This window comes from Actinacidiphila oryziradicis (assembly GCF_005047355.1).
Taxonomy (GTDB): domain Bacteria; phylum Actinomycetota; class Actinomycetes; order Streptomycetales; family Streptomycetaceae; genus Actinacidiphila; species Actinacidiphila oryziradicis.
In genome coordinates this window covers 90,277-102,943 of sequence record NZ_SUMC01000022.1, presented here as the reverse complement: position 1 = coordinate 102,943, position 12,667 = coordinate 90,277, and the positions used below count along the sequence as shown (strand labels likewise).

Genomic DNA, 12,667 nt, shown 5'->3' with positions numbered 1-12,667 from the left:
CGGGAAGAACCGTGGCACTTCTGGGCGTTTTGCCTGTAATGGGAGGCGGCACATGACAGAGACGACGAGCGGCCCGGCACGAAGCTCTCGCGCCAAGGGCGGCGGCAAGGCAGCGGCGGCAGCCGGCAAGGGCGGCGGCCTGCGCATCGAGCGCGTTCACACCACCCCAGGCGTCCACCCCTACGACGAGGTGGTCTGGGAACGCCGTGACGTCGTCATGACCAACTGGCGCGACGGCTCGATCAACTTCGAGCAGCGCGGCGTGGAGTTCCCCGACTTCTGGACGGTCAACGCGGTCAACATCGTCACCAGCAAGTACTTCCGCGGTGCCGTCGACACTCCCCAGCGCGAGACCGGCCTCAAGCAGCTGATCGACCGTGTCGTCCAGAGCTACCGCGCCGCCGGCGAGAAGCACGGCTACTTCGCCTCTCCCGCCGACGCCGAGATCTTTGACCACGAGCTCACCTACGCCCTGCTCCACCAGATCTTCAGCTTCAACTCCCCGGTCTGGTTCAACGTCGGCACCGCCCAGCCCCAGCAGGTCTCCGCCTGCTTCATCCTCTCCGTCGACGACTCCATGGAGTCCATCCTCGACTGGTACAAGGAAGAGGGCATGATCTTCAAGGGCGGCTCCGGTGCCGGCCTCAACCTCTCCCGTATCCGTTCCTCCAAGGAGCTGCTCTCCTCCGGTGGCAACGCTTCCGGTCCGGTTTCCTTCATGCGTGGCGCCGACGCCTCCGCCGGCACCATCAAGTCGGGCGGCGCCACCCGCCGCGCCGCCAAGATGGTCGTCCTCGACGTCGACCACCCGGACATCGAGGCCTTCATCGAGACCAAGGTGAAGGAAGAGGAGAAGATCCGCGCCCTGCGCGACGCGGGCTTCGACATGGACCTCGGCGGCGATGACATCACCTCCGTCCAGTACCAGAACGCCAACAACAGCGTTCGCGTGAACGACGAGTTCATGAAGGCCGTCGAGTCCGGCTCGAAGTTCGGGCTCAGGGCCCGGATGACCGGCGAGGTCATCGAGGAGGTCGAGGCCAAGGAGCTCTTCCGCAAGATGGCCGAGGCAGCCTGGGCCTGCGCAGACCCGGGCATCCAGTACGACGACACGATCAACCGCTGGCACACCTGCCCCGAGTCCGGCCGCATCAACGCGTCCAACCCCTGCAGCGAGTACATGCACCTGGACAACTCGTCCTGCAACCTCGCCTCCCTCAACCTGATGAAGTTCCTCGACGACGACGGCCAGGGCCACCAGCGTTTCGACGCCGAGCGCTTCGCCAAGGTCGTCGAGCTCGTCATCACCGCGATGGACATCTCCATCTGCTTCGCCGACTTCCCCACCCAGAAGATCGGCGAGACCACCCGGGCCTTCCGTCAGCTGGGCATCGGCTACGCCAACCTCGGTGCGCTGCTCATGGCCACGGGCCACGCCTACGACTCCGACGGCGGCCGTGCGCTGGCCGGTGCCATCACGTCCCTGATGACCAGCACGTCGTACCGGCGCTCGGCGGAGCTCGCAGCGATCGTCGGCCCGTACGACGGCTACGCCCGCAACGCGGACGCCCACAAGCGCGTCATGAAGCAGCATGCCGACGCCAACGCGGTCGCCCCGCGCACGGACGACCTCGACACCCCGGTGTGGGCGGCTGCCACGGAAGCCTGGCAGGACGTTGTCCGCCTGGGCGAGAAGAACGGCTTCCGGAACGCACAGGCGAGTGTCATCGCACCCACCGGGACCATCGGCCTGGCGATGTCGTGCGACACCACCGGCCTTGAGCCCGACCTGGCTCTTGTGAAATTCAAGAAGCTGGTCGGCGGCGGCTCGATGCAGATCGTCAACAACACCGTGCCGCAGGCGCTGAAGCGGCTTGGCTACCAGCCGGAGCAGGTCGAGGCGATCGTCGCGCACATCGCCGACCACGGCCATGTGATCGACGCCCCTGGTCTGAAGGCCGAGCACTATGAGGTGTTCGACTGCGCGATGGGCGAGCGTTCGATCTCCCCGATGGGTCACGTCCGTATGATGGCCGCCATCCAGCCGTGGGTGTCCGGGGCGCTCTCCAAGACCGTGAACATGCCCGCGAGCGCCGTGGTCGAGGACGTCGAGGAAATCTACTTCGAGGCTTGGAAGATGGGGGTAAAGGCGCTCGCCATTTACCGCGAGAATTCCAAGGTCGGCCAGCCGCTTTCCGCGAAGAAGAAGGAAGAGAAGCCTGCCGAGGCCGTGGCCCCGGCGGTTGTCGAGAAGGTTGTCGAATACCGTCCCGTCCGCAAGCGCCTCCCGAAGGGCCGCCCCGGTATCACCACCTCCTTCACGGTCGGCGGCGCCGAGGGTTATATGACCGCCAATTCCTACCCGGACGACGGCCTCGGTGAGGTCTTCCTCAAGATGTCCAAGCAGGGCTCAACCCTGGCGGGCATGATGGACGCCTTCTCCATCGCCGTCTCGGTCGGTATGCAGTACGGCGTCCCGCTGGAGACCTATGTCTCGAAGTTCACCAACATGCGCTTCGAGCCGGCCGGGCTGACCGACGACCCGGATGTGCGGATGGCCCAGTCGATCGTCGACTACATCTTCCGCCGTCTGGCGCTCGACTTTCTGCCGTTCGAGACTCGCTCCGCCCTCGGTATCCACTCCGCACCGGAGCGTCAGCGTCATCTCGACACCGGCTCGTACGAGCAGTCCGTCGAGGAGGTCGAGATGGATGTCGAGGGTCTCGCCCAGTCCGCTCCTCGCCAGCCGGAGGCCCCGAAGCCGCCGCTGGCCGTCGCCCCCGCGCCGCCGGCCGCGGTCCCGGCGCCCAAGCAGGCGCACACATCGGCGGAACTCATCGAGATCCAGCTCGGTATCAACGCTGATGCTCCGCTCTGCTTCTCCTGTGGTACCAAGATGCAGCGGGCCGGCAGCTGCTACATCTGCGAGGGCTGCGGTTCCACGAGCGGCTGCAGCTGAAAATGACCATCCTCAATGTGTCCCCTGCCTGAGGTTTCGAGGGAAGTTGTGACACAGGTGGCATGAGTCGCATGTGACCAAGTAGCGTGTCCCCCCGGAGTGATCGACTCCGGGGGGACACGCTGCGTTGGGGAGGACGGCATGGGGGTGGACGTGCGCGTGCAGCGCCCCGTCGCCTACGACGACCAGGTCGTGGCCGACGCGCTCGGAGAGCCGCCCCTGCCCCTCGGTCACGCCGACCGCGTACTGGCACCATTCATCACGATCGACGGCCGCACTCACGGACTGACGAGCAACTTCCTGCGCCACCACTGCCTGGCCAAGCCTGAACTCGGCACCGCTAGCCGGATCGCCTCCGACCTTGTCGGATGGGTGGACTTCCTCGTCAACCACCGCGGACTCCACCCCTTCGAAGACCACCGGGACCCCGTCCTGGCCGCCACCGAAGAGGACTTCAACGCCTACTACCGCCGCCGCCAGTACGGCCAGGACGCCCACATGCTGACCAGTGAGGGCTGGCGCAACGCCTCCTCCGCCATCAAGCGCCTCTATGAGTACCTACAGCGCCGCTACCAGCACACGCCGCCGTTCGAGATCATCAAGGTCAGCAAAGACGGCCAGTGGAGCGGCACGACCATCGCTGGCTACACGCCCCGCCGGCGCAACACCGGCTCCGCGGGGATCCCTTTGACCCCGGAGTACGCCGACTACCTCCTCATGGGAGCCCTCCGCGTCGACCTCAGCGGCCACCAGCAGCCCTACCTCGGCGCTGACCGGGACCACGCCCTCATCTCGCTGGCCCTGGCAACGGGCCAGCGCCGGCACAACCTCGCGAACATCACCACCCACGAACTGCCACGGATCAGCCCCCTCCCGATCAGCACCATGCGCGTCGCCGACCAGATCACCAAAGGCGACGCCCTGGTGTTCACACACCGTCTCCAGGCCGTCTGGGACTACGTCGACAACGCCCGCGCGGAGATCACCGCACGCACCACCTACATGCCAGAACGGCCTCTGCGCATCCTGGAGGCCGACCAGAAACGGGTCCGCTACGAGGACCCGGACCACCTCGGCGGCGTGCGGACCCGCCTGTGGGCCGACTGCGACCACAAGATCCGGCGCCGACTGGTGGAACCAGACGGCTCCAGTCCGATCGTCTTCCTCAACGAGTTCACCGGCGAGCCCCTCGCCTACCGGAGCCTCCAGCACATCATCGAAGGCGCCCGCGACTTCGTCCGCGCCCACATCACAGCCGACTTCCCCGGCGGATTCCGGCTCCACGACTGCCGACACACCTACGCCGTCCATCTCACCGTCTGCATCTACAGAGGCGTCATCGCGAACTCCGTTCCCGAGCACCGGCGCGAGAACTGGATCGCCGACAACATCGCCGCAGCCGTGGAACTCGTCAAGTTCTCCCTCGGCCACGCCAGCGAATCCTCAACCCGCCTCTACAACCAGTCCGCACACCGGTTCCTCGCGATCCCCGCCGAACAGTTCCTCGGAGGCAACTGAATGGCCCACCCCACCCGAGGCCACCGCAGCGGAACCTACGAAATCCAGGAAATCGTCGGCATCGACCAGGACGACCTGACCATCACCTTCCGCCACGCCGGCGCATACGAGCCGGAAACACTCCGGCTCAACGCGCCAGCGATGGCGGCGGCGCGACAACTCCTGCGGGCAATGGCAAACTCCGTCAAAGTCGGAGACAACGGTGACCGTGACTCCGGCTGGGAGTCGGCGACAACGCTGCTGAAGTCGGTGTCCTACGGTCGCATCATGCTGTCGGAGTTGGCCGGGCAGGGATACGACTCCTTCGACGACCCGCTGCTGGACGTGCCAACGCTCCGCTCGCTGTACGACCCGCTTTTGAGCAACGCGAAGCGGTCCGCATGCTGGCTGCTGGCGCGCGTGGTCCGCGAGAACCATCCCAATGGCAAGGCCCTGGCGACAGCGCTGAAGAACACCAGGTTCCGAGTAGAGGAAACCGATCCATTCGTCTACGAAGACGAGACCGCAGCGGCGATCGAGGCGGCCGCCCGCGCTGTCTACACGGCCCGGTTCACCGCCCAGCGTGAGCTCTTCCATTCCATCGGCTTCGACGTCGACGGCAGGGCCTGGCTGCGCATACCTGTACAAGAGGTCATCGCCTGGGCCCGTAACACCCACCCCGATCAGTGTGGCACCGACGCGTGGGAGCCGTTCTTCGGTGCCAGCTACGAGGAGCAAGTGGCCTGGGCCGTCACCCACCCGGAGAAGTTCGGCTACGTCAAACACGCGCGGACTTCGCGAGTTGTCGGCCACGACATGCAGGAGATCGGCCGAGCCCTGTATCCCGACAACGTTGCCCTCACCGCCGCACTCGTCTTGCACTGCCTGGGCGAGAACAGCGGCTACAACTACTCCGTGCTCCTGGAGAAGAACGTCGAGAGTCTGATCCGCGTGGGCAGCGATGAGGCGCTGGAGCACGCGGTCAAGGACAGGAACCACAGCCAGGACACCAGGGCCACGCGCCTGTCGTCGATCTACACGCCCGGAGGGATCACCGAGGCCCTCGCCGGACTCACCCGCTTCTCCCGCCACCACCGGCGGCACCTCACCAACCCGGACGGGACACCTGCCACGGTTGCCAGCCGGCTCTACGTCGAGCACACCGCCGACCCCGCGGCCGCGAAGGTCCTCGACAGCCAGCGTCCGCAGAGCGCCTGGCGAGGATCACCCGAATTCGACGCACACTGGGACGATTCCGCCGGCCCCCGCGCGGACGTGCCCCTGCGGTTCGGCGCGCTCAGACTCGTCGCCCAGGCCCGTGCCCTGGGCGAGGGACTCAAGGGAGACGTCCACGGGCACTCCGAGCGCACGAAGGTCCACTACACATCCCACGTCCTGCCCGACTACCTGCTCAACAAGCTCGCTGCTGCCGCGCAGAACGACTTCCACGACGAGGCCGTCGCCCGCTTCAAACCTCTGGCCGACGCCACCGAAGGACCGGCCGCCGAGCTCGCCGCGGTCGCCCCCGAGCAGCTCATGGACCTCGAGGTCAGCGTCTGCACGAGCAAGGGCAACGATCCGCAGACGCCGGAACGCCGATGCGCCCTCGGAATCGTCGCGTGCTTCACCTGCCCCAACGGCTACCGCACCGCCGACCACATCCCCGGCCTGCTCGCCGCGGTCGAGTTCACCAAGATCGTCGAACGCAACGATCCCACCGAGTGGGAGGACGGCGAGGCCTCCCACCTGCGCTTCTACGCTGAAGGAAGCCTCAAGGAGTTTCCTTCCCGCGTCGTAGCGAACGTCCGCCGTACCACCGATCTGCGCCCGCACATCCTCACCGTGACGGGCCTGTACATGGAGCTGAGGCATGGCTGAGATCCTCGCGTTCCCGGGCCCCGACGTACCCGAGCCGGCACAGCCCCTGTTCGCCGCCACGGAGCGGGTCAATGACCTCATCCCGGGTGGCGAATACCTCCTGCACGACGTCAGGGTCGGCCAGGACACGTGGGACCTCGCCGGTCACCCGGACTGGCAAGACAAAGCCGGCACGGCCACCCGGTTCCCCTTCGCGAAGTTCTCCCAACGGTGGCGCGATGCGGCGAAGGAACTGGTCCTGTTGCAGATGAACCCCGCGCTGGCCGCCGAACGCTCGCCCGGCAACCCGATGGCCGACAACTGGCCGCAGATCCAAGAGCCCATCAAGCCGGTCACCGCTCAGGGGAACCTCAAGGCCCTCACCTACGCTCTGCAGACCGTGGACGCGCACCGCCTGGTGCGTTTCGACGCCGACGACTGGGAGCGCCTGCCGTTCCTCCTCGTCCAGCCTGCCAGCGTCGAGGACAAGCAGACGGGCACCACGCTTTCGCCGCTGGTCGGCCGAGGCAGGGCCCAGCAGTTGGCAGCGCTGTGGCAGGCCACGCAGATCACCGGGCGAAACGGGCTGCTCGGACACGACCTGCCCTTCGGCGGGCGTGAGATCAACGAGCTGTTCACCGGGCGCGGCAAGCGGAACCAGGTCCACCCGCACGAGCACGTCGGGCACCTGCTCGGCTTCACCGCCTGGCTGATCGACCATGTCGCCGAGGACGTGATCGCGCACGTGGAGTGGTGGGCGGCCAACACCGCGACCGAAGCCCCTGTGTCTCAGTCCGAGTTGCGACAGCGGATGCTCGGACAGGTTCTTGAGATCGCACACCACACCGGCGGCAGGGTGCCCGGCTCGCGCAACCTCAACGGCGAGCTGACACTCGCCCACGCTCCGCTCGCCCGCCTGCATGGCGTCTACGACGCCGACGAGGCCTTCGACGCAGGCCGCTGGGTCCAGTCTCAGCTGCGAGGCCGAGTCGTCCTCGACGAGTCCTGCAGCCCCTGCCCGCTGCCGATCACTGCCGTTCCCACCCTGGACGGAGGTGAGAAGCCCTGGACGGTCCGCCTGATTGCCGCCGGCAGTGAACTCGACATCTGGCAGCGGCGCATCGTCTACGCCTGCATGTACTACCTGTCGGCCACCTTGATGCTTCGCGACAGCCAGCTCGCCATCCTCACCCCGAACTGCGTCTCCGCCGAGGAGGTCCAGCGACCCGACGGAACCAGCTACATCAAGCGCACTCTCACTGCCCACAAGACCAAGAACCGGCACATGCCCGTGCCGACAACGGTCGTCGTCAACAGCCGGATTCAGCACGTCATCGCGTTGATGGGGCGCCTCCAACGAGCGCTGGGCTACGAGCCCGAGATCCACAGCCTCACCGGCCTGCGCTACCTGTTCGACCAGCGCCTGGCGACCCCGCTGGGCAAGAAGGCCCGCATTGACGCCCGCGAGGGTCTCTACCTCGATCAGTGGTTCGTCAAGCTGATGAGGGGGGCCGGTGCGGAACTCCACAACCGCGCGGTGATCCGGCACAGTCTCGCCGACCTGAAGGTCAACATGCGCCAGGTTCGCATCACTGCAGGCCAGGCCTATGCGGTGCGGGAACATGGCCAGGCCCTGGCCGCCGCGTTCGGACAGTGGGACACAGCAGCTGTCACCCGCGGCTACATCGGCGACATCTACAAGATCATTAGTCCGCTTGAACCGGAGGAGGTCGCCGAGGTCGTCCAGGAGGACGTCGGTCGCCGCATGCGATGGGTTGCGGCCCAGCGTGACACGCTCACTGGCAACGGCCTGCCCAGGTTCGACGCCGCGGTCGCGGCCGCAGGAGCCCCCCTGAGCAACCCCGCCCCCTTGACCCCGGCCCGTCTGAAGTCCCTCGGCAAGAAGAACCGCAACGTCACCCAGGGACCCTTGACCCTGTGCATGTGGCAGGCCGAGGGTGCCATGTGTGACGGCGAGGGGAAGCCGAACTTCCGGCTCTGCTTCCCCGGGAGATGCCGAAACTCCGTCATGACCAGGGTGGATCGAGCACGCTACGAACTCATGCGCCGCCAGCAACTCGCCATCGGCAGCGAGTCATCGCAACGGGCAGCCGCGAAGATGGACGAGGGCAATCCCCACATCCGCGAAGAGTTCAAGGACCTGAGCGATGACGACGTCTACGACATCGTCATCGAGCACGTCAACGCTTACGTCCGCGAGGCCCTGGAAGGTGCCGCATGAGCGACGACGGCATCGAGGCCCTCATGCGGGCGGCCTCTCGCATCAAAGGCGGCGAGGCGTTCAGCAGCGAACTGCTCGTCCAGGAAGGAGTCCCAGTCGCCCTTCGGCTCGTGCTCGCCGCAGCCGTCCTCACAGCCTCTGACAGGCCGGTGAACAAGAAGTTGGTCACGGCTACGGCGCCGGCCGCTCGCTCGGCAACCTACCGCGACCACGCAGAACTGCTGGAGCATGTGACCACCCTCTTGCCGACGTTGGTTCAGGCGCAGCTCGACCGCACGGCCAGCGGGGCGTCCGTGACCGACCTGGCTCGCCAGCTTCAGGAGGCGAACCGCATCATCCAGAAGGAGCGTGAGCTCCGGCAGAAGGCTGAGCTGGAGCGGGACCACGTTGCCTCATACGCCCGGGAACTGCACTGGAAGCTCAGGGACGAGTACGACGCGATCATCAGGGAGAAGACGGAGAAGGTCCGCCACCTGCGTCCGCTGCCCGGTGGTATGACGGATCCGCTCCTGGACGATGCGCCTTAGAAATCCCCTGAAAAAGTCAGCCCAGCCCGGCCGTGAAGACCTCTTTCACGGCCCCTCGCGGGGGCGGGAAGGTCTGCAGGGGCTGGAGGCGGGGCGTCCCCCTATCTACCCCCCCTTCCGGGGTGTCCAACGACGCTTCCGTTTGATCTTGATATAGGCTCTGACCTGGCCTTTCATTGCTTTCGACACTAGGCTCGCGCTCTGTCGAAGGGGGGCCGGATGGACCGGACCATACGCACCGTCGAAGATGTTCTGACGCTCTTGGATGGGTTGTTCGCCCGTCGGGACGGCCCGTGGACCACTGGCGACGGTGCGGCCTACTGGGACCGCTTCTACGCCGACCGGTCGAGGCAAGTCCCGTTCTTCGCGGCGAAGCCCGACGAGAGCCTGGCCGCCTACCTCGGCCGAGGGTTGATCACCCCGGGCCGGGCCCTGGATCTCGGTTCTGGTCCGGGACGAAACGCCCTGTTTCTCGCGTCGCAGGGGTTCGAGGTGGACGCAGTCGACCTCGCCCCGGTCGCTCTCGCCTGGGCCGAGGACCGGGCGAGCGAGGCCGGGGTCGATGTCCGCTTCGTCTGCGGCGACGCATTCCAGCTCACGGACACGGAGCTAACCGGCCCCTACGACCTGGTCGTCGACTCAGGATGCTTTCATCACCTGCCCCCGCATCGCCGCGTCAGCTATCTGGCCCTCCTCGACCGCGTCCTGGCCCCCGGCGGCCACCTCGCGCTCACCTGCTTCGCCGTCGGCGCGATGGGCTCGGAACTCTCCGACGCGGATCTCTATCGAGAATTCCAGTTGCAGGGCGGCCTCGCCTACACCCCGGAGTCGCTGCGCTGGATCTTCTCGGACCTGATAGAGGTCGAGCTGCGCCGGATGCGTGACGAGCCGCCCGAGTCGGGGCTGTTCGGTGAGGCATTCCTGTGGACGGCGCTGTTCCGTCGGGATACGGAGACAGCTTCTGGCTGACCGCGATCTGCTGCAGCTTCAGCCCCTCCTGATCGGTCAGTCTGCGTACACGGACAGGCTCGGCCACCGCGCCCCCAGCGGTCGGATCGGACGCCAGCGCACATCCAACCGCGGCCAGGGAGGGCCGCGAGGGGACATCTTCGTTGCGATCAGGCATGCTGGCGTGGTCGTCGTGCCGCTGGCAGACGCGGGGGAGAGGGACGCGCACGATCCGGCTGGGGTCAGGATCTGTGGGGGGACACCCCCCGGATGGTCAAGTCCAGCTGAGTCCGAGCGGAGTCGCGGTCACGAGGGGCGGTGAGGCTGTTCGCCTTGCCGCCCCTCGGTGGTTTTGCCCCGCGCTAGGCGGGCTTTCTCCCCATTGTCGTGGCAAAAGAACTCGGGTCGGCATCGAATCCACGGATCATCTTGCGGAATACCCATTCACCCGAATCATCCCGACTGAACTCGGCGACAGTGGCTGCTGTGGATTCCGATACGCCGCTGAAGTCGTCCTCCGCCAGCTCCGAGTACCCCTCAACTATCCGGACGCCGGTGTTCTCTATTTCACCGAACGTCTTCCGCCCGTCGCGTTGCTGAATGGCTACACCCACAATCACGCGGGTGTACGCGGTCGCCAACCGATCGAACTCCAACGTCATTACCTCGTCGGAGCCGAGGCCTTGACCGGTCCGGCTGTCCCTGTTGAGGGTGATGGTGCCGTCAGGCGATCGGCTGTCGAAGTGCACGAGATACGCGGGCTTCCCGTACGGGTCGCCCGCGGGGTAGGTCGCGGCGATGATGTCGAGATCATTGGCCGGCGTGCCAACGGGGCTGGGGTCCCACTTGAGCGTCACCTGGACTTTTCCGATTCCCTTGTTGGGACTGTTCACCAGACTTCCCTTCCTTGGAATAGGGCTGATGTGGAATGCGTCCATGTTCTGCCAGTCCGCCAGCGGGCTGCCCGGTCGGAACCAGACCGCGGACAGACGTCAAGCCCCTGGCGGAACAGGTCTCACCACAAGATCATGACCGTAACTGCCGGGAGCTTCACGTTTGTTAACCATGTTGCCACGCTCGCCGCCCTGTGCCACCTGGTGAAGTACCGCGTCTGCCGGGACGCTGCTGCTGCCGCCGGCCGGGGTCCCGGGCTTGCGGGAGCTGGACCGGGGGCCGGATCGTACTTCTGTGTCCGTAGGACGAGTTCAGGAGTTGGGCGGGGCGGAAAGGGGCGCCGACCGGACATAGGATGGCGCGGTGCTGGTGAAGTGGATTCGCTGTGGCGTCGTTGACCGGGCGGGGTTCGAGCGGGGACAGCGGAAGTGGGCGGGGCTGTTGGGCGAGCCGGGGTTCCGCGGGCAGGGCGGCGGATGGAGCCGGGGGCAGCCCGGGGTGGCTCATCTCTTCGCGTTCTGGGAGAGCAGGTCGTACTACAACGCTTTTATGTCGGGAGTGCACGACCGGCTGGCGTCGGCGCAGACAGCCACGTACGAGAACCTCGGCGTGAAGCTGTTCGAGCGCCGGTTGGATGTGAAGGTTGGTTTCCGCGGGCAGTTCTCGGACAGCGATCTGTTGCGGGTGGCCCACTGCAAGGTGCGGCCGGACCGGGTGGAGCATTTCGCTTTGATGCAGGAGAAGGTGTGGAATCCGGCGATGGCCGGTTCTCCGGGGATGCTGCGCGGGGTGTTCGCGGAGGGGCCGGAAGCGGACTTCCTGGTGCTGTCCATGTGGGATACAACGACGGAGCGCGGCAAGTACCGGGACGGTTCGGTGGTGCGGCTGTCCGAGCGCGCCGAGCTTGAGGCGGATGTCCTGTCCGTGGCAGGCGACGTTGTGGATGTCGTGCAGGCCTGGACGGTGTGAGTCGCGACGCCTGTCCTGCGTCGTCGCAGGGGCCGTCGCCGGCGTTCGCGCCGGTACCGGCGCGGACGCGCGTGAGCGTCCCAATTAGGGTGAGGTCATGGCAAAACCTCGCCGCATTGTGCTCATCCGGCATGGAGAGTCCCAGGGAAATGTCGACGACGCGATCTATGAACGGGTCCCCGATCATGCTCTGGCGCTCACCGCGACCGGGCAGCGGCAGGTCAGAGAGGCAGGGGAGCAGATACGGGAGTTGTTCGGGAACGAGCGGGTGCAGGCATTCGTTTCGCCGTACCGTCGCACGCATCAGACGTTCCACGGGCTGGGCCTCGACCCCGACCGCACCCGGGCCAAGGAGGAGCCGCGGCTCAGGGAGCAGGACTGGGGGAATTACCAGGACGCCGAGGACGTGCAACGTCAGCGGAAGGCGCGCGACGCCTACGGTCACTTTTTCTACCGCTTCGCCCAGGGCGAGTCCGGGGCTGACGTCTACGACCGGGTAGGGGCGTTCCTGGAGACGCTCTACCGGGCGTTCGATGCTCCGGATTTCCCACCGAATGTCCTGCTGGTGACGCACGGACTGACAATGCGGCTCTTCTGCATGCGGTGGTTCCACTGGACGGTCGATGAGTTCGAGTGCCTGTCCAACCCGGGCAACGCGGAGACCCGCACGCTGCTGATAGGACCCAGCGGCAGGTACCGGCTGGACCGGCCTTTCGAGCGCTGGCGGCTGGCCGAATCCGGGCTCGCCAGATATCACGGGTGAGGTTGCACACA

The 12,667-nt window shown here is 66.4% G+C and carries 9 protein-coding genes; 8 read left to right on the top strand and 1 reads right to left on the bottom strand.

What is annotated here, in order from left to right; genetic code table 11:
• Positions 1-52: 52 nt before the first annotated feature.
• From FCI23_RS22870 to FCI23_RS22845, 6 genes are all read left to right on the top strand, one after another.
• Positions 53-2,959, top strand: a complete 2,907-nt coding sequence (locus tag FCI23_RS22870; protein ID WP_136725807.1) for a vitamin B12-dependent ribonucleotide reductase — start codon at positions 53-55, stop codon at positions 2,957-2,959.
• Between the two features lie 141 nt (positions 2,960-3,100).
• A complete protein-coding gene (locus FCI23_RS22865) occupies positions 3,101-4,477 on the top strand; it encodes a site-specific integrase (protein ID WP_136725806.1) in 1,377 nt (458 codons plus the stop codon).
• Positions 4,478-6,334 carry a hypothetical protein gene (locus tag FCI23_RS22860; RefSeq protein WP_136725805.1) on the top strand — a complete coding sequence of 619 codons (1,857 nt, stop codon included), beginning with the start codon at positions 4,478-4,480 and terminating at the stop codon, positions 6,332-6,334.
• Positions 6,327-8,555 (top strand): hypothetical protein, encoded by a 2,229-nt coding sequence (locus tag FCI23_RS22855; protein ID WP_136725804.1) that lies wholly within the window; start codon positions 6,327-6,329, stop codon positions 8,553-8,555. Before FCI23_RS22860 ends, FCI23_RS22855 begins: the two co-directional genes overlap by 8 nt.
• Positions 8,552-9,082, top strand: a complete 531-nt coding sequence (locus tag FCI23_RS22850; RefSeq protein ID WP_136725803.1) for a hypothetical protein — start codon at positions 8,552-8,554, stop codon at positions 9,080-9,082. The genes FCI23_RS22855 and FCI23_RS22850 overlap by 4 nt, the downstream gene beginning before the upstream one ends.
• A 219-nt stretch (positions 9,083-9,301) precedes the next feature.
• The gene (locus tag FCI23_RS22845; protein WP_136725802.1) at positions 9,302-10,051 is read left to right on the top strand and encodes a class I SAM-dependent methyltransferase; all 750 of its coding nucleotides are present in this window, start codon (positions 9,302-9,304) and stop codon (positions 10,049-10,051) included.
• Positions 10,052-10,392: 341 nt separating this feature from the next.
• On the opposite strand, the gene FCI23_RS22840 is transcribed toward FCI23_RS22845, so the two are convergent.
• The gene (locus FCI23_RS22840; protein WP_136725801.1) at positions 10,393-10,923 is read right to left on the bottom strand and encodes a TerD family protein; all 531 of its coding nucleotides are present in this window, start codon (positions 10,921-10,923) and stop codon (positions 10,393-10,395) included.
• Between the two features lie 364 nt (positions 10,924-11,287).
• Here FCI23_RS22840 and FCI23_RS22835 point away from each other — a divergent pair, with 364 nt between their 5' ends.
• Both FCI23_RS22835 and FCI23_RS22830 read left to right on the top strand, forming a co-directional pair.
• Positions 11,288-11,893 carry a YdbC family protein gene (locus FCI23_RS22835; RefSeq protein ID WP_136725800.1) on the top strand — a complete coding sequence of 202 codons (606 nt, stop codon included), beginning with the start codon at positions 11,288-11,290 and terminating at the stop codon, positions 11,891-11,893.
• 97 nt (positions 11,894-11,990) lie between these two features.
• Entirely contained in the window at positions 11,991-12,656 is a 666-nt protein-coding gene (locus tag FCI23_RS22830; protein ID WP_136725799.1) for a phosphoglycerate mutase family protein, read from the top strand.
• The last annotated feature ends 11 nt before the right edge of the window (positions 12,657-12,667 follow it).

Bases quoted from the DNA above. Each gene is read 5' to 3' on its own strand.
- FCI23_RS22870 (WP_136725807.1), top strand. From the start codon at position 53: ATGACAGAGACGACGAGCGGCCCGGCACGAAGCTCTCGCGCCAAGGGC.
- FCI23_RS22865 (WP_136725806.1), top strand. From the start codon at position 3,101: ATGGGGGTGGACGTGCGCGTGCAGCGCCCCGTCGCCTACGACGACCAG.
- FCI23_RS22860 (WP_136725805.1), top strand. From the start codon at position 4,478: ATGGCCCACCCCACCCGAGGCCACCGCAGCGGAACCTACGAAATCCAG.
- FCI23_RS22855 (WP_136725804.1), top strand. From the start codon at position 6,327: ATGGCTGAGATCCTCGCGTTCCCGGGCCCCGACGTACCCGAGCCGGCA.
- FCI23_RS22850 (WP_136725803.1), top strand. From the start codon at position 8,552: ATGAGCGACGACGGCATCGAGGCCCTCATGCGGGCGGCCTCTCGCATC.
- FCI23_RS22845 (WP_136725802.1), top strand. From the start codon at position 9,302: ATGGACCGGACCATACGCACCGTCGAAGATGTTCTGACGCTCTTGGAT.
- FCI23_RS22830 (WP_136725799.1), top strand. From the start codon at position 11,991: ATGGCAAAACCTCGCCGCATTGTGCTCATCCGGCATGGAGAGTCCCAG.